Genomic DNA, 17,668 nt, shown 5'->3' on the forward strand with positions numbered 1-17,668 from the left:
CCGGATTTGATATGTCTCCCCATCCAGAACTCAACACGCTCACGCCACGCAACCTTGGCTCCCTGAAGATTTCCAGCCGGCAGATCACCTTACTCAATGCCTTGGGTGAGTTTGGCAACCTGCGCCGGGCGGCCACGGCGATGCATACCACACAACCGGCCGCCAGCCTGCTATTGCAGCAATTGGAAGAGCGCCTCGGTGTGCGGCTGTTCGAGCGCTTGCCACGCGGTATGCAGCCGACCCTTTATGGCGAAGTGATGATCCGCTACGCCCAGGGCGCACTGCATGAGTTCGAGCATGCTCAGGCGCAGATCGCGGAACTGGCCCGCGGGGCCACGGGACTGGTGCGTATTGGCAGTGTGATGGGGCCGGTGCCCAAGTTACTGACTAAAGCGGTGCTGGCGTATAAACGTGACCACCCCAAGGTGCGGATTTCCATTGAAGTCGGTACCAGCGATACCTTGCTGCCTGCCTTGCTGCGCGGCGATTTCGACGTGGTGCTGGGGCGCTTGCCAGACCAGTGCGACAGCCAGGAATTGGACATCGAGCTGTTCGACAACGGCGAACAGATGCGTGTGATCGCCCGGGCTGGCCACCTGTTGGCGGGTACTTCGCCATTGCAGTTGGCCGACTTGATGACATTGACCTGGATCCTGCACCCCATCGGCAGCCCCATGCGCCGCCGGGTGGAAAGTGCTTTGCAGGCTGGCGGTTTGGTGCAGGCACTGGACATTATCGAGACCGCTTCGATCCTGGTAACCACGGCGATGCTCGAAGCGTCGGACATGATCGCGGTGGTGCCTAATGACGTGGCCGAGCATTATGCGGGCTATGGCATGGTCACTATCCTGCCGGTCGAGCTGCCAATCTCCATGGTCAATATTGGCCTGTTGACCTTGCGTTCTCGGCCGAGGTCGGTGGCATTGAATACGTTGCTGCAATATTTACGGGGCCAATAGCGTTGACTTCGTCTGTTCGGGCGGATGGCCTGACAGACAATGCATACCACCTTCAAAAGGAAATGACCCCGATGTCGTCGGACATTACCCATTCCAGCTTTTGCAACTGGGTGCGCTTCAAGCACTTGGTGTTGATCGACACCCTGGCACGCACGCGCAATATGCACGCCACTGCCATACGGATGAACCTGAGCCAGCCAGCCTTGAGCAAGATGCTGCGAGACCTGGAGGAACAGTTCGGTTTTGCCCTGTTCCAGCGCCTGCCACGCAGCATGCCGCCCACGGAGCTTGGCGAGTATGTGGTGCGCTATGCACAGGCTGCGTTGGCCGATTCACACAAATTCGTCGACCAGGTCAACCGGTTGCGCAAAGGCGGCCATGGCTTTCTCAAGGTGGGCGGGATTTTTGCGGCAACCTCGGTAGTGCTGCCCCAAGCCATTGCCGCGATCAAGGCGCGCAGCCCTTTGCTGTCGATCGAAGTGGTGGAGCAGTCCAGTGATCACCTGCTCGCCATGCTTGAGCAAAACAAACTCGACCTGATCATCGGTCGCTTTACCGAAGAGCGTTACAGCCAGGTCTTCGACTTCGAGCCATTGGAACCTGAGCCCTTCAGCCTGGTGGTCAACAGCAGCCATCCGCTTAATGAACTGGACTGCACGCCACTTGAAGCGCTGGGCCAGTGGCCGTGGGTGCTGTACCCGGTCGGTACACCGATTCGCGATCGCCTGGAATTGGCGTTCAAGGCTGCGGGTATCGCCTCTCCGGCTGACAGTGTCGAAACCATCTCTATGCAGATGTTCCTGCGACTGCTGCACTCGGGGCCTATGATTGCCATGCTGCCCAGATCCATGGTGGCAGCGCAGTTGGACAGCGGTCAGTTCAAAGAGCTACAGGCGCCGTTGTGCCTGGCGCCGCTGGAGTACGGCATCATCACCCGCAAGGACGAGCCGCTCACCGGTTCTGCGCAGGAATTCGTCGAAATTCTGCTCGATTTCGCGCGTGAACGTCAGGAGGAGGGCTTGGCGACCGATTGATTACAGCCGTTCGATAACGCCAATTGATAACACCAGGTTATCGATTGATCGGATCATCTCATTGGGAATGTTGTGGCTGGCTCCCTACAGTTATCGCAGATTCGCCCTTCACAGAAAGGGCGGCGCCATAACAAGAAGTCAGCCGTACTGCCCTGAGAGGTCCCATGCAACTGATTGCCAGTACACGGACCGGCGACCCAGCCGTGATCCGCCTCAACCCCCTGGACAACGTACTGATTGCACGGCTGGCCCTGCCTGAAGGCCTGAGCCTGGAAGCCGAAGCGGTCATCGTGCGCCAGCTGATTCCCTCCGGACATAAAGTCGCCACCCAGCGCGTGGAGCAGGGCCAGCCCCTGCGCCGTTATGGGCAAATCATCGGTTTTGCTTCGCAGCCCATCGAAGCCGGCGACCACGTGCATGTGCACAACGTGGAGATGGGCGACTTTGCCCGTGACTACGCCTTCGGCGTCGATGCCCACGCCACGCCAGGCACCGAAGCCGTGTTCCAGGGCATCGTGCGGGCCGATGGTCGCGTCGCGACCCGCAACTACGTAGGCATTCTCACTTCGGTGAACTGCTCGGCAACCGTGGCCCGGGCCGTGGCCGATTACTTTCGCCGGGATATCCACCCCGAGGCGCTAGCCGCCTTCCCGAACATCGACGGCGTCGTGGCGCTGACCCACGGCGCCGGTTGTGCAGTGGACCCCAGCGGCGAGGCTCTGGGTCTGTTGCGCCGCACACTCGGTGGCTACGCCGTTCACCCTAATTTTGCGGCGGTGCTGATCATCGGCCTGGGCTGTGAAACCAACCAGATCGAGAGCCTGCTGGAGACTCAGGGGCTCAAGGCCAGCGACCAGTTGCGCGCCTTCACCATACAAGGTGTAGGCGGCACGTCGAAAACCATCGCCAGTGGCATTGAGCAGGTCAGGGCATTGCTGCCCAAGGCGAACCAAGTGCAGCGTGAGCCGGTCAGCGCTTGTCACTTGATCGTCGGTCTGCAATGCGGCGGCTCGGACGGTTACTCGGGCATCACCGCAAACCCCGCGCTGGGCAATGCTGTTGACCGTCTGGTGGCGGCGGGCGGCACTGCGATTCTCTCGGAAACTCCGGAAATCTACGGTGCCGAGCATTTGCTGACGCGCCGCGCGGTGAGCCGCGAGGTGGGGGAAAAACTCATCGCGCGCATTCACTGGTGGGAGGACTACTGCCGGCGCATGAACGCCGAATTGAACAATAACCCCTCGGCCGGTAACAAGGCCGGTGGCCTGACCACCATCCTGGAAAAATCCCTGGGCGCAGTGGCCAAAGCCGGCTCGACCAACCTGGTGGATGTGTACCAGTACGCCGAAGCGGTTCGGGCCAAGGGCCTGGTGTTCATGGATACCCCAGGTTATGACCCGGTCTCGGCCACCGGCCAGGTCGCCGGTGGCGCCAACCTGATTGCCTTCACCACCGGCCGGGGCTCGGCCTACGGCTGCGCGCCGGCACCTTCGATCAAGCTGGCCACCAACAACCGGGTGTTCGAACACCAGGAAGAAGACATGGACGTGAACTGCGGCGGCATCGCCGATGGTTCCACCAGCATTGAAGAGCGCGGCGCTTACATCTTCGAACACATGTTGCGCATCGCTTCCGGTGAGCGCAGCAAGAGCGAACAACACGGTTATGGGCAGAACGAGTTCGTGCCCTGGCAGATCGGTGCCGTGACCTGACTGACAGCCCTGCAACATTTACCAGGTGAAAAACCCATGCAATTTTCCGGATACAACTTTATTGCCGGCCAGCGCAGCGCCTTGGGCGATACCCTGGTCTATAGCGTCGACGCCCACACCGGCGAACGCCTGACAGGCGCTTTCCACCAGGCAACCTTGGCAGAGGTCGATACTGCGGTGGCAGCAGCGAGCGTGGCGTTCCCACTGTTTAGAAACCTGCCAGCGGTACGCCGGGCCGAATTCCTTGAAGCCATCGCTGACGAGCTCGACGCGCTCGGTGACGATTTCATCGCCTTGACCTGCCAGGAAACGGCGCTGCCGAGTGCTCGAATCCAGGGTGAACGCGGTCGTACCAGTGGCCAGATGCGTCTGTTTGCCCAAGTGCTGCGCCGTGGTGACTTCTATGGTGCACGCATCGACCAGGCGCTGCCGACACGCAGCCCTTTGCCACGGCCTGACTTGCGCCAGTACCGCATCGGGGTGGGGCCGGTGGCGGTATTCGGCGCCAGCAACTTCCCACTGGCGTTCTCCACGGCCGGCGGTGATACCGCTGCTGCCCTGGCCGCCGGTTGTCCGGTGGTATTCAAGGCACACAGCGGCCACATGGCGACGGCCGAGCGGGTGGCCGAAGCGCTGATCCGCGCCGCCCAGCGCACCGGCATGCCGGCTGGCGTGTTCAACATGATCTTCGGTGCCGGCGTCGGCGAGGCGCTGGTCAAGCACCCGGGCATTCAGGCGGTGGGCTTTACCGGATCGCTCAAAGGCGGCCGTGCCCTGTGCGACATGGCGGCAGCAAGGCCGCAGCCGATTCCGGTGTTTGCCGAAATGTCGAGTATCAACCCGGTGCTGGTACTGCCAGAGGCCCTGGCCAACCGTGGCGGGCAAATAGCCAAGGAACTGAGCGCCTCGGTGGTACAGGGCTGTGGCCAGTTTTGTACCAACCCTGGCCTGGTACTGGGTATTCGCTCGCCGGCGTTCAGCACCTTCCTTGGGCACCTGACCGGGCACATGGCCGAGCAAGCGCCGCAGACCATGCTCAATGCCGGCACCTTGAACAGCTACGGCAGAGGCGTGCAGGCATTACTTGCTCACCCGCGCATCAAACACTTGAGCGGCCTGGCGCAAAAGGGCAATCAGGCACAGCCGCAGTTGTTCGAGGCCGACATCAGCCTATTGCTGGAACAGGATCCCCTGCTTCAGGAAGAGGTCTTCGGCCCGTGCACGGTGGTTATCCAGGTGGCGGATGAAGCGCAACTGTTGCGCGCCGTCGATGCCTTGCATGGCCAGCTCACGGCCACGCTGCTGGCCGACCACGATGATCTGGCCACCTTTGCTCAACTGTTTGATGCGTTGGAGGTGAAGGTCGGTCGAGTACTGGTCAACGGCTACCCGACCGGTGTCGAGGTGTGTGATGCCATGGTCCACGGCGGCCCATACCCGGCCACTTCCGATGCCCGCGGCACGTCGGTCGGCACGCTGGCAATCGATCGTTTCCTGCGCCCGGTGTGTTACCAGAACGTGCCCGATGCGTTGCTGCCTGATGCCTTGAAGAACGCCAACCCACTGGGCATACAGCGCCTGGTCGATGGCAAACACAGCACAGCGGCGTTGAATTGATCACGGAGCAGCAACATGACTGAAGTTAAACGCTACGACGCTCAAATGCTCATCGAGTTCGTCGAGCAACTGTTCGAAAAAGCCGGAGCTGACGCCGAGGTCGCCCAAGTGGTGACCCGGGTACTGCTCGAAGGCGAGCTGCTGGGCCATCGCACCCACGGCCTCAACCTGGTGAGCCGCTATATCGGCGGCATACTGACCGGGCAGGTCAAGGCCAGTGCCAGGTTGTTGGAGCAAGTCTCGGACAGCGGCATTTCGACCCTGTTCGATGGCCACTATGTGCTTGGCCCTTATTGTGTCAGCCGTGCTCTGGACTGCGCGGCCAAGGGCGCCACAGCGCAGGGCATAGGTATCGCCGTGGTGCGCCGTGCCTCGCACATCGGTTGCCTGGCCGCTTACCTGAAACCCTTCACTGACCGTGGCCTGGTGGCCATGGTGTATTCCTCTGACCCTTCGGTAGGGCTGGTGTGCGCCCATGGCGGGATCGACCCGATCTATACACCCAATCCGATTGCCGCCGGAATCCCGACCCTGGGCGAGCCAATCCTGCTGGATGTGAGCATGTCCACCGTGACCCTGGGCTTGATCGGCCAGAGTCGCGATGCCGGCAGCACACTGCCGCACCCGGTGCTGATGAGCAACGAGGGCCGCTTGAGTGACGATCCGGTGGACTTCTTCACCACTCCGCCGGGCAGCATCCTGCCCTTGGGTGGCCAGGCTTTTGGACACAAGGGTTTTGCCTTGGCGATTCTGGTCGAGGCCCTGACCTCGGGGTTGGCCGGCCATGGGCGTAAAGACGCACCGGACCAATGGGGCGCCTCGGCCACGGCCGTAGTGATTGACCCGCGTTTCTTCGGCGGGCTGGAGGCCTTCACCGATGAAAGTTCATTCCTGAGCAAGCTGATTCTGGACAGCCGTCCGGTAGACCCCGAGCGCCCGGTGCGCTTGCCTGGCCAAGCCGGCCTGAAGCTGCGCAAACAAGCCCTGCACGAAGGGGTGAATCTGGCGCAGAACGTGGTTGATGAACTCAATCGAACGGCCGGGCAGTTGCAGCTGCCAGCACTTTCCTAACGCTCCAACACAATGACAACAAGAGTGCAGACATGACAAACGAATCGAAAGCACAAGCACCATTGCAGTTGAGCAATAACGCCGCCGTGTTCAATAACGGCAGTTGGGTCGGGCGCGTTTGGCTGCCCGGCCAAGGGCCGGCAGTGGTACTGGTCAAGTCCGGTGCCGTGCACGACATCAGCGCCCACGTGGCGACTGTCTCGGCCTTGCTTGAAGTGGCTGACCCGGTGGCGTACCTGCGTGCATTGCCCTTGGCCGAGGCCTTGATCGAGTTACCCAAGTTGCTCGACAACAGCGACCCGAGCCTGCGCGACGAAAACCTGCCGTGGCTGCTGGCGCCGATTGACCTGCAAGCGGTCAAGGCGGCTGGCGTGACCTTTGCCGCCAGCCTGCTGGAGCGTGTGGTCGAAGAGCAAGCCAAGGGTGATCCGGCGAAGGCTGACGCGATCCGCGACACCCTGGCCAGCCGCATTGGCGCCGACCTTTCGCAAATCGCCCCGGGCTCGACCCAGGCTGAAGCCTTGCGCAAGGTGCTGGTGGAGCAGGGCCTGTGGTCACAGTATCTGGAAGTGGGCATCGGCCCGGACGCCGAAATTTTCACCAAGGCCCAGCCCCTGTCGGCAGTTGGCCACGGCGCCGACATTGGCATTCACCCCAAGTCGAGCTGGAACAACCCGGAGCCGGAAGTGGTGCTGGCGGTGTCGAGCAACGGTACGATTCAGGGCGCCATGCTTGGCAACGACGTCAACCTGCGCGACTTCGAAGGGCGCAGCGCTTTGCTGCTTGGCAAGGCCAAGGACAACAACGCCTCCACCTCACTTGGACCCTTGCTGCGCCTGTTCGATGAGACCTTCAGCCTGGATGACGTGCGTAACGCGCAAGTGGATCTGCGCGTCGAAGGCCAAGACGGTTTCATCCTTGAGGGCCGCAGTTCCATGAGCCAGATCAGCCGCGACCCGCTCGACCTGGTCCAGCAAACACTTAATGAAAATCATCAATATCCGGATGGCCTGGTGCTGTTTCTCGGTACCCTGTTTGCCCCCAAGCAGGATCGCGACCAGCCTGGCAACGGTTTCACCCACAAACTGGGCGACGTGGTGACCATCAGCAACGTGCAACTGGGCGCTCTGAGCAACCGAGTGACTACCAGTGACCAGGCGCCGCAGTGGGATTTCGGCCTGCGCTCGCTGATCGAGAGCCTGAGTCGTCGTGGCCTGCTCGATGCGGCGGTGACGGCGCGCCAGGCCTGATTTTTCCGTATCCCAAGGACGAGTGTGGCACCGGATGAAGGATCACCCCGGCGTTGAAACCGCGGTAACAAAAATAATAAAGGCCATCAGATGAACACACTTAAGAAGTATCAAAGCATCACGGTTGTTTTCCTGCTGTTGATCGGCATCGTCAACTATCTGGACCGTAGCGCACTGTCGATCGCCAATACCTCGATTCAGAAGGACATGATGATCGGCCCCTCGCAGATGGGCATTCTGTTGTCGGCGTTCTCCATTGCCTACGCCTTTGCGCAGTTGCCGATGGGCCTGATCATCGACCGGTTGGGCAGCAAGATCGCCTTGGGCGCCTCGTTGCTGGCCTGGTCGGTGGCACAGTCGACGTTCGGCATGGTCAACAGCTTTGCCGGCTTTATGGGCCTGCGCGTGCTGCTGGGGATTGGCGAGGCACCGATGTTCCCTTCGGCGGCCAAGGCCCTGTCCGAATGGTTCGATGCCGACGAGCGCGGTACGCCGACCGGGATCGTCTGGTCATCGACATGCCTGGGTCCATGCCTGGCGCCTCCGTTGCTGACAGTGTTCATGGTCAACTTCGGCTGGCGCGGAATGTTCATCATTACCGGCGCGCTCGGTATCGTTCTAGCCTTGAGCTGGCTGACCTTCTACAAGAGCAAGGCGCAGTACCTGGCCGAGCTTGCAGCTGAAGGCAAACCGTTGCCAACCGAGAAAAAGCCTCAGGTACAAGCGGCCACTTCGCAGGCGCCGAAGGTGTCTTACTTCGCCGGCTGGCTCGACCTGTTCAAGCACCGCAGCACCTGGGGGGCGGTCCTGGGCTTCATGGGCGTGATCTACATGCTGTGGCTTCACCTGACCTGGTTGCCCGGTTACTTCGAGCGCGAGCATGGGATGAACCTTTACAAGACTGCGTGGCTGGTGTCGCTGGCCTATGGCTTCGGCGCGCTGGGAACCATCGTCGCCGGACGCTTCTGCGACAGGCTGGTGCGCCGTGGCATGAGCATCCTGGCCAGCCGCAAGTTCGGCGTGATCACGGGCCTGGTACTGGCAGCACTGTTCACCCTGCCGCTGTCGTTTGTCTCGGGTCTTACCGGTTGCATCATCCTGCTATGCCTGGCGCTGTTCAGCATCAACATGGCCAGCGCTACGGCCTGGATGATCGTCAACACCATCGTCGACAGCCGCCGGGTGGCCTCGTTCGGTTCGATCCAGAATTTCGGCGGCTACATCGCCGGTTCCGTTGCGCCGATCGTCACCGGCTTCAGCATTGAATACTCGGGTTCGTTCAACACTGCGTTCATGATCAGTGCGGTGGTGGCGCTGTGTTCGGCCCTGGCGTACTACCTGCTGCTCAACGCACCGATCGGCAGTGCCGAGCCGGCACCTGAGCACATCGTTGGGGTAACCGAGTAAGAATCCTCAAGCCATCGATTGTGCTGGTTGAAGCAGTCGAGCAGGCGTGTTTGACTGCCCACGCAGCTGACAAGATAACGGGCGATGAAGCATTCATCGCCCGTTTTTTTTCAGGCGCTTGCCAAAGGCTGATGCACATTTGGATCATTAAGTTGTCAGTTTCGATCATTGAGTGAGAGCGGCGCGACTCTTAGTCTGTGCCACATGACTGACAGGAGCCGAAGAGCCCCTGCACTTTTTTCGTGATCGTTCGATGTGGAGTTACAAATGGCCGCCGCACATTACCCGCACCTGTTGGCCCCGCTGGACCTGGGTTTTACCACACTGCGCAATCGCACCCTGATGGGCTCGATGCACACCGGTCTTGAGGAGAAACCCGGCGGTTTCGAACGCATGGCGGCGTATTTTGCCGAACGCGCCCGTGGCGGTGTCGGCCTGATGGTCACCGGCGGTATCGGCCCGAACGATGAGGGCGGGGTGTATTCCGGAGCGGCCAAGCTGACCACCGAGGAGGAAGCACTCAAACATCGGATCGTCACCCGTGCGGTGCATGAGGCGGACGGCAAGATCTGCATGCAGATACTCCACGCCGGGCGTTATGCCTACAGCCCGAAACAGGTCGCGCCGAGCGCCATCCAGGCGCCGATCAACCCGTTCAAGCCCAAAGAGCTGGACGAGGAAGGCATCGAGAAACAGATCAGCGATTTCGTCACCTGTTCGGTACTGGCGCAAACCGCCGAATACGACGGCGTCGAGATCATGGGCTCGGAAGGTTATTTCATTAACCAGTTCCTCGCCGCCCACACCAACCACCGCACCGACCGCTGGGGCGGCAGCTACGAAAACCGTATGCGCCTGCCGGTGGAAATCGTCCGTCGTGTGCGTGAAGCGGTGGGTCCGAACTTCATTATTATCTTCCGCCTGTCGATGCTCGACCTCGTGGAAGGCGGCAGCACCTGGGAAGAAATCGTCACCTTGGCCAAGGCCATCGAACAGGCTGGCGCAACGATCATCAACACTGGTATCGGCTGGCACGAAGCGCGGATTCCGACCATCGCCACCAAAGTGCCGCGTGCGGCGTTCAGTAAAGTCACCGCCAAACTGCGTGGCTCGGTGAGCATTCCGCTGATCACCACAAACCGGATCAACACCCCGCAAGTGGCCGAACAAATTCTGGCCGAAGGCGACGCCGACATGGTGTCGATGGCGCGGCCGTTCCTCGCCGACCCGGACTTCGTCAACAAGGCGGCTGAAGGACGCGCCGATGAAATCAATACCTGCATCGGTTGCAACCAGGCGTGCCTGGATCACACCTTCGGCGGCAAATTGACCAGTTGCCTGGTCAACCCGCGCGCTTGCCATGAAACCGAGCTCAACTACGTGCCGGTGCAGCAGATCAAAAAAATCGCCGTGGTCGGTGCCGGTCCTGCGGGGCTTTCCGCTGCGACGGTGGCCGCCGAGCGTGGGCATCAAGTGACGCTGTTTGATTCGGCCAGCGAAATCGGCGGTCAGTTCAACGTTGCCAAGCGCGTACCGGGCAAAGAAGAGTTCTTCGAAACCCTGCGCTATTTCAACCGCAAATTGCAGACCACCAACGTTGAGGTGTGCCTGAACACCCGCGTTGACGTGGCGCAATTGGTCGAGGGCGGTTACGACGAGATCATCCTCGCCACCGGCATCGCGCCCAGAACCCCGGCGATTCCCGGCGTGGAAAACGCCAAGGTGTTGAGTTACCTCGACGTGATCCTTGAGCGCAAACCCGTGGGCAAGCGTGTCGCGGTGATCGGCGCTGGCGGTATCGGTTTCGACGTGTCGGAGTTTTTGGTGCACCAGGGCGTGGCCACCAGTCAGGACCGTGAAGCGTTCTGGAAGGAGTGGGGCATTGACACTCACCTTGAAGCGCGCGGCGGTGTCGCGGGCATCAAGGCTGAGCCGCATGCACCGGCCCGTGAGGTGTTCCTGCTGCAACGCAAAAAATCCAAGGTTGGCGACGGCCTGGGTAAAACCACTGGCTGGATTCACCGTGCCGGGCTGAAGAATAAGCAGGTCCAGATGCTAAACAGCGTCGAGTACCTGAAGATCGACGACGAAGGCCTGCACATTCGTATCGGCGAAGCCGGCGAGCCGCAAGTGCTGCCGGTGGACAACATCGTGATTTGCGCCGGGCAGGATCCGCTGCGTGAATTGCAGGACGGGTTGGTGGCGGCGGGCCAGAACGTGCATTTGATTGGCGGCGCGGACGTGGCGGCGGAGCTGGATGCCAAGCGTGCGATCAATCAGGGTTCGCGATTGGCTGCTGAGTTGTAATCTGCAGGTTTAGCGTGCCAATGGCCATCGCGAGCAGGCTCGCTCCCACACTCGATCTCTGTCGCACTGAAGATCAACTGTGGGAGCGAGCTTGCTCGCGATGGCTGCCTATGAGCGACTAGAATGCCAGCTCTTAACCCAGAGCCGGCATCGATGCTTCTCCCTTCCAACGATTGGCTACCCCAAGCCCCCCTCGAATCCCTCAATCTCGACTGGCTCACCACCGCCGGCATCGAAGTCGCCGCTCTGCGCCTCGACCAGATCGACCCGCTGATCAGTGGAAACAAGTGGTTCAAGCTCATCGAACACCTTCACGCCGCTGACGTTGCAGGTGCCAATGGCATCATCAGCCTGGGCGGTGCCCACTCCAATCATCTGCACGCATTGGCCGCCGCCGGCAAACGCTTCGGATTCAGCACCGTCGGCCTGTTGCGCGGTCATCCGCAGGAAACTCCGACGGTGAAGGACTTGCAGGCTTTGGGCATGCAATTGCATTGGTTGGGGTATGGCGGTTACCGGGCGCGGCATGAGCCGGGTTTCTGGCAACCCTGGCAGGCGCAATACCCCGATCTGCATCCAGTGCCCGAAGGGGGCGGCGGTCTACGAGGTGCGCGCGGTTGCATACCGTTGAAGGCAATGGTCGACGATCAACTGGGTCATTTGGGCTGGAGCGACTACGACGGCTGGTGGCTGGCCTGCGGAACCGGCACCACCCTGGCCGGCCTTGTGCTGGGGGAGGCTGGCGAACGCAAGGTGTACGGTGCGATGGCGGTGCCCGACGATCACGGCATTGCGCAACACGTCGAATCGATACTGCAAGAAGCGGGTGTAGCGCTGCGCAACTACGAACTGCTGGACGCCAGCCGTGGTGGCTTTGCCAAAGTCGATCAGCCGTTACTCGACTTCATCGATCAAACCGAACAAGCCAGCGGTATGCCTCTGGAACCGTTGTACACCGGCAAAGCGTTGCTGATGCTTAAACAGCAAGTCGAGGCTGGGCATTTTAAAAGGGGGACGCGCTTGATCTTCATCCACACCGGCGGCTTGCAGGGGCGCCGGGGATTTCGATAAACACACCATCCGCGCTCAACCGCGTTTAGGCATCATCCGCAGTAAGGTGTTATCCCCCACCACATAGTGGTGATAGATCCCGGCCACGGCATGCAAGCCGATCAGCCAGTAGCCGATGGTGCCACCGAGCACGTGCCAGCCCTGGAGCTCTTTGGCGAAATCCTTGTTTTCGGCCACCAGTAACGGCAGATCAAAGCCGTAAAACATCACCTGATTGCCCTTGGCGCTGGTCACCAGCCAGCCAAGTATCGGCATCGCGATCATGAAAATGTACAACGCCCAGTGCATCAATTTCGCAAGCGTGGTTTGCCAGTGAGGCGAGGCGGGGAAGATTTGTGGTGCGGGGCCGAGGCTGCGAGCGAACAGCCGCAGCCATACCAATACGAACACGGTCAGGCCCAGCATGAAGTGCGATTCAACGATCAGCGCGCGACCGCCACTGCCTTTGGGAAAGATCCCGCGAAATTCAATACAGGCGTAAACCAGCGCCAGCAAGACCAGCATCAACCAATGCAGCGTAATCGATACGGTGCTGTAGCGTGATTCGGAATTCTTCCAGGGCATACGGTGTTCCTCACAGGTCTGGTCTGAAGCCACCGTTCTTGTCCGACGGTGTTCCTTAACTGTAATCCGCTTTGACGGATTTGCCTTCGGGGATTGTGCCGTATAACGCTCTGGTTCAGGTGATTGACATCAAAAAAGCGCCAACTCGTTAAGTAAGCTGACGCTTTTTTATGCGCAGAGAACCGTGATCAGCTACTTTGCGGCATTTCGCCGTTGGCCAGGCGCTTGTTGATGTCTGCGATCACTGGCGGCAAGTCGGTGATGGTGTCGATCATGTAGTGCGGGCGTGAGCCTGCGAACATCGCGTGGATGCGCTTGCGTTCGCTGTCCAGCTTATCGCTGCCGAGGGCGCGATAGCCTTCGTAGTCCAGACCCAGCGCGTTGCCCGAGCAGATCAGTGCCACGGTCCACATACCGGCACGACGACCTTCAAGAATGCCCGGCACGGTGTCATCGATCTTCACGCAGGCGGCGACGTCGTCGATGCCCAGCGCAATCACGTTAGCCAGGGCCTGAGCCGGCCATGGGCGGCCGTTGGGGACTTCGTCAGTGGCGACTACGTGGTCGGCGACGTAACCGTTGGTGGCGGCCAGCTCGACCACTTTGTCCATGACCTGTTTCGGGTAGCCGGAGCAGGAGCCGATTTTGATCCCTTGTTGGCGCAGGTGGGCGATGGTGTCCAGTGCACCCGGAATCAGTGCCGAGTGTTCGGCGATTTTCTCGATCTGTAGCGGCATGAAGCGTTTGTAGATAGCAGTGACATCATCGTCGGTCGGTGCGCGGCCGAACACGGCACGATAGCGCTCAGCGACTTGTGGCTGGTCGCACAGGGTGCGTATGTGGTCCCACTTGCCCATGCCCATCGGCCCACGGGCTTCTTCGATGGAGACCTGGACGTCGAATTCGGCGAAGGCTTCGACGAAAATCTGGGTGGGGGCGAAGGAGCCGAAATCGACGACGGTGCCGGCCCAGTCGAGGATAGCGCCTTGCAGTTGGGTTGGGTTTGCGTAGTTCATGTCGATAAAATTCCTGAGTTGGCAATGCCATTCAAATGTAGGAGTGAGCCTGCTCGCGATGGCGGCTGTTCATTCAGCATCTTCGTTGACTGACATGGCCACATCGCGAGCAGGCTCACTCCTACAAGGGGATTTTTGGTGTTGTTTAGATCGCTAACACTTCCATCTCGCGCAGCACGTCGGCGATCGCCGCCACAGCTGCGCGCATCTCGGCCTGATTGACGTGGCCAATGCAGCCGATGCGGAAGGTTTCAACCTGGGTCAATTTGCCGGGGTAGAGGATGAAACCCCTGGCCTTGACCCGCTCGTAGAACGCTTTGAATTGGTAGCGCGGGTCTTTCGGTGCATGGAACGTGACGATGATCGGCGCCTGAATCGAGGCGGGCAGAAAGCTGCGCAGGCCGAGCCTGGCCATCTCATCGAGCAGCACGTTGCAGTTGTCGGCGTAGCGTTGGTACCGCGCCGGCAAGCCACCTTCTTCGTTGTATTGCAGCAAGGCTTCGTGCAGCGCCGCGACCACGTGGGTTGGCGGAGTGAAGCGCCATTGGCCGGTCCTGGCCATGTAGGTGTGCTGGTCGAACAGGTCCATCGCCAAGGAGTGCGAGTTGCCGGCGGCATTGGCCAGGGACTCTTTGCGGGCGAAGACGAACCCCATCCCTGGTACACCTTCCAGGCATTTGCCCGACGCAGCGATCAGGGCATCGAACGGCACCTGTTGCGCATCAATCGGCAGGGCTCCAAAGGAACTCATGGCGTCGATGATCAGGCGTTTGCCGTGTTGCGCAACGACGTCGGCGATTTCTGGCAGCGGGTTAAGGATTCCGGTGCTGGTTTCGCAGTGAATCAGTGCGACGTGAGTAAGGCAGGGGTCGGCGTGCAGCAGGCGGTCGACGTCGGCAGCGGTGGTCGGTTCGTCTTCAGCGGTCTCGAAAGTGCTGAAAGAGCGACCGAGCACTTCGCAGATCTTCGCCAGTCGTTTGCCGTAGGCGCCGTTGATTAAAACGAGCACTTTGCCGTCGCGGGGCACCAACGTGCCGATGGCCGCTTCGACCGCGAAAGTGCCGCTGCCTTGCAGAGGCACGCAGTGGTGGCTGTCACCGCCGTTGAGGATGGCCAGCAGCTGTTCGCAAAGGCTGGCCGTCAGTTGGTTGAAACGGTCATCCCATGAACCCCAATCGACCATCATTGCCTGGCGGGTGCGGGCCGATGTTGTCAGTGGGCCGGGGGTGAGCAGGATGGGTTCGGCAGTGCTCATTCTCGTGTCCTCGCAATCGATGGGATGAAGTTACGGGGCATAAATTGCAATTTGCCGTGCTATCAATCAAATTGTTTGTTGTTATGCCAGCCATCAGTGAGAGTTATTCATGAACCTGTTCCAGCTTCGCGCCTTTGATGCGGTGGCCCGCGAAGGCAGCTTCACCCGCGCCGCTGCGCGGTTGTTCATCAGTCAGCCGGCGGTAACCGGGCATATCAAGTCCCTGGAGGAGCATTACCAAATCACCTTGTTGCGCCGTACCGCACGACGAGTGGAACTGACGGAAGAAGGCACCCAACTGGCCGCGATTACCCGAGCCATGTTCGGCCTGGCGGAAGAGGCGCAAGTAATGCTCGAAGCGAACCGGCAGTTGCTGACCGGGCGCCTGGAAGTGGCGGCAGACGGACCACACCTGGTGATGCCGATGTTGGCCAGTTTGCGGGCACGCTATCCGGGGATCACTGTGAACCTGCGGCTGGGCAATGCCCAGGAAACCCTGGCGGCGTTATTGTCCGAACATGCCGACGTGGCGGTGCTGACCGAAGTTCAGCCGCGCAAAGGCTTGCATTTGCAGGCGCTGAGCGAATCGCGGATTTGTGCGTTGGTGCCTGACAGTCATCCTTGGGCCAAGGCATCAAAAGGCGTAAAGCTCAAGGAGCTGGATCAAGTGATCATGGTGATGCGTGAACCGAGTTCGATTACCCGACGCACCTTCGACGACGCCTGCACGGCGGCATTAGTCAATCCACGGGTGTTGCTGGAGCTGGACAGTCGGGAAGCGGTGACCGAGGCCGTGGCGGTCGAACTGGGGGTGGGTGTGGTGTCGTCGGTGGAAGTCAGCCATGACCCACGAGTGGTGGCGGTGCCGATTATTGGCGAGGGGCTGGTTAACCGACACATGATCGGGTGCATGGAACGGCGCAGGGATTTGCGCCTGATTCAGGCGTTTTTTGATCTGGCGCCTAGCGATTGATCAGCCAATCGAGCAACAAACGCCCATCACCGCGTGATGGGTAAGCGGCTGGAGGCTTTGGCGGGCTGCCGGCGGCGGCACACAACACCGGGCGGTCCGGGTCGCTGTCGAGAAAGCTGATGAGCACCTCAGTGCCGGCGATGGGCAGCCAGGAGGGATCAAACCGACCGTCCGCCGTGGCGAGGGCCACGGGAAGCCACAGGCCGGTGGAGTTATCCGCGTCGTCTTCCAGCGCTGGCCACAGCCGTACCTGTATTCGATTTTGCTCATCCAGCGCTGCCGGTTTCCCGGCCGCGCCCAGCACTAATGCCTTCTGATAGCCCGGAATGCTCAGACGGGGCTGTGTGAGCACGGGCCTGAATTCCGTTGACCATGGAATGGCGGTGAACTGATTGCTGTAACGCCGTGGACGCTGGTCGGCGAGGATTGAAGGCTGTTGCCCCTGGTGTTGGACATCGGTGATCAGCCACTGATCGTTGAAGCCTGACAGTGGGTGCTCCGTCACTTGTACGATGCTTCCACTGCGCAAGTCAGGTTGATTGCTTCGACCTTCAATCTGCCGATGCTGGCAGCGCAGCCGTTCCAGTCCCCGACGACTGAGCTGCTCGCGGTGTGCTTGCTCGGGGGTAGAGCGTGTGGTCGTAGCGAATGTTTTGGTGAAGGTGTGGTTGGCTGCGCCGTCACCGGTGGCTTGAGGACCGCGATGGTGGGCGATTCGGCGTTCAGGTCGGGTGCGCGCGCCATGACGCTGGAACAGCTCATGGATGACCGGCAATAAAGTCTCGTGACTCGTATCGGCCTGAAAGGGCAGCAGGAGCGGCTCCTGGGGGAATTTCTGAGTGTCATCAGCCAGCACCAGCACATGCCCGTCGTGCCGATGTTCGAAGTGAAAGTGGATGCCTTCTTCTTCGCAGAGTCGCTGCATCAACATCAGGCCGGTCTCTTCGTATTGAATGCAAAACGCTCGGGGCGGGTAGTGCGCGGTGGCAAGTTCCAGGCGATAGCTGGCATCGGGCAGCGCATATTCCTGGAACAATTGACGCAGAATTTCCGGCACGCTGAGGCCATGAAACACCCGACGGCAAGGGTGGTGGTCGAGGTTTTGAAGGTATGGCACCAGTACCAGGTGGTAGCCGATGCGATGCGGGCCGCGATGTTCACGGCCAGCGCTGTAAAGAATGCCGTGAATGCCGGTGCCATCGCCCATGCTCAGATAAGCCGGTTGTTGTAGCAGAGGGTCGAGGTTCATCGCTGGCGCCAGGCCAATCACTTCAATGTCGAATCGATAGGGCTGGTTCAGGCCTTCAGTGCCACTGAACTGCAGGACCTGCAGGCTCAATTCGCTGTCGAGGAGGGTCAGGGTGTAGAGACTTTCCTTGTCGTTGTGCATCGAGCGCGCTTCTGCCATGGAGTACGGACGCGAAGGGTACGA

Annotated in this window: 14 protein-coding genes; 10 read left to right on the top strand and 4 right to left on the bottom strand. The window is 60.5% G+C overall.

The annotated features are described in order from the left end of the window. The first annotated feature begins 11 nt into the window (after positions 1 to 11). From AC3ISI_RS09530 to AC3ISI_RS09570, 9 genes are all read left to right on the top strand, one after another. Positions 12 to 959: a LysR family transcriptional regulator gene (locus AC3ISI_RS09530; protein WP_489336629.1), complete on the top strand. Its 948-nt coding sequence runs from the start codon at positions 12 to 14 to the stop codon at positions 957 to 959. Between the two features lie 71 nt (positions 960 to 1,030). Continuing rightward, positions 1,031 to 1,993, top strand: a complete 963-nt coding sequence (locus tag AC3ISI_RS09535; protein ID WP_489336630.1) for a LysR family transcriptional regulator — start codon at positions 1,031 to 1,033, stop codon at positions 1,991 to 1,993. Positions 1,994 to 2,157: 164 nt separating this feature from the next. After that, positions 2,158 to 3,705, top strand: coding sequence for a UxaA family hydrolase (locus AC3ISI_RS09540; RefSeq protein WP_489336631.1), 1,548 nt, complete (start codon positions 2,158 to 2,160; stop codon positions 3,703 to 3,705). Between the two features lie 36 nt (positions 3,706 to 3,741). Then, a complete protein-coding gene (locus tag AC3ISI_RS09545) occupies positions 3,742 to 5,322 on the top strand; it encodes an aldehyde dehydrogenase (NADP(+)) (RefSeq protein WP_489336633.1) in 1,581 nt (526 codons plus the stop codon). Positions 5,323 to 5,337: 15 nt separating this feature from the next. Further along, positions 5,338 to 6,393, top strand: coding sequence for an Ldh family oxidoreductase (locus AC3ISI_RS09550; protein ID WP_489336634.1), 1,056 nt, complete (start codon positions 5,338 to 5,340; stop codon positions 6,391 to 6,393). Between the two features lie 32 nt (positions 6,394 to 6,425). After that, complete coding sequence (locus AC3ISI_RS09555) at positions 6,426 to 7,643, top strand: fumarylacetoacetate hydrolase family protein (protein ID WP_489336635.1); 1,218 nt, start codon at positions 6,426 to 6,428, stop codon at positions 7,641 to 7,643. A gap of 90 nt (positions 7,644 to 7,733) precedes the next feature. Next, on the top strand, positions 7,734 to 9,050 hold the full coding sequence (locus AC3ISI_RS09560; RefSeq protein WP_489336636.1) for an MFS transporter: 1,317 nt from the start codon (positions 7,734 to 7,736) through the stop codon (positions 9,048 to 9,050). Positions 9,051 to 9,317: 267 nt separating this feature from the next. Next, positions 9,318 to 11,357: an oxidoreductase gene (locus tag AC3ISI_RS09565; protein WP_489336637.1), complete on the top strand. Its 2,040-nt coding sequence runs from the start codon at positions 9,318 to 9,320 to the stop codon at positions 11,355 to 11,357. Between the two features lie 153 nt (positions 11,358 to 11,510). Then, complete coding sequence (locus tag AC3ISI_RS09570) at positions 11,511 to 12,428, top strand: 1-aminocyclopropane-1-carboxylate deaminase/D-cysteine desulfhydrase (protein ID WP_489336638.1); 918 nt, start codon at positions 11,511 to 11,513, stop codon at positions 12,426 to 12,428. Positions 12,429 to 12,443: 15 nt separating this feature from the next. Here AC3ISI_RS09570 and AC3ISI_RS09575 read toward each other — a convergent pair whose 3' ends face one another. The 3 genes from AC3ISI_RS09575 to AC3ISI_RS09585 form a co-directional block, all read right to left on the bottom strand. Further along, positions 12,444 to 12,992, bottom strand: a complete 549-nt coding sequence (locus tag AC3ISI_RS09575) for a cytochrome b (RefSeq protein WP_489336639.1) — start codon at positions 12,990 to 12,992, stop codon at positions 12,444 to 12,446. Between the two features lie 188 nt (positions 12,993 to 13,180). After that, positions 13,181 to 14,008: a phosphonoacetaldehyde hydrolase gene (phnX, locus tag AC3ISI_RS09580; RefSeq protein ID WP_489336640.1), complete on the bottom strand. Its 828-nt coding sequence runs from the start codon at positions 14,006 to 14,008 to the stop codon at positions 13,181 to 13,183. Positions 14,009 to 14,153: 145 nt separating this feature from the next. Then, a complete protein-coding gene (locus AC3ISI_RS09585; protein WP_489336641.1) occupies positions 14,154 to 15,263 on the bottom strand; it encodes a 2-aminoethylphosphonate--pyruvate transaminase in 1,110 nt (369 codons plus the stop codon). A 109-nt stretch (positions 15,264 to 15,372) separates the two neighbouring features. On the opposite strand from AC3ISI_RS09585, the gene AC3ISI_RS09590 reads away from it, so the two are divergent. After that, positions 15,373 to 16,236, top strand: a complete 864-nt coding sequence (locus AC3ISI_RS09590) for a LysR substrate-binding domain-containing protein (protein WP_489336643.1) — start codon at positions 15,373 to 15,375, stop codon at positions 16,234 to 16,236. Here the strand turns inward: AC3ISI_RS09590 and AC3ISI_RS09595 are convergent. After that, positions 16,226 to 17,626, bottom strand: coding sequence for a type VI secretion system Vgr family protein (locus tag AC3ISI_RS09595; protein WP_489336644.1), 1,401 nt, complete (start codon positions 17,624 to 17,626; stop codon positions 16,226 to 16,228). The genes AC3ISI_RS09590 and AC3ISI_RS09595 overlap by 11 nt on opposite strands. Between the last annotated feature and the right edge of the window lie 42 nt (positions 17,627 to 17,668).

It is taken from the genome of Pseudomonas sp. GL_139_B, from assembly GCF_057834475.1.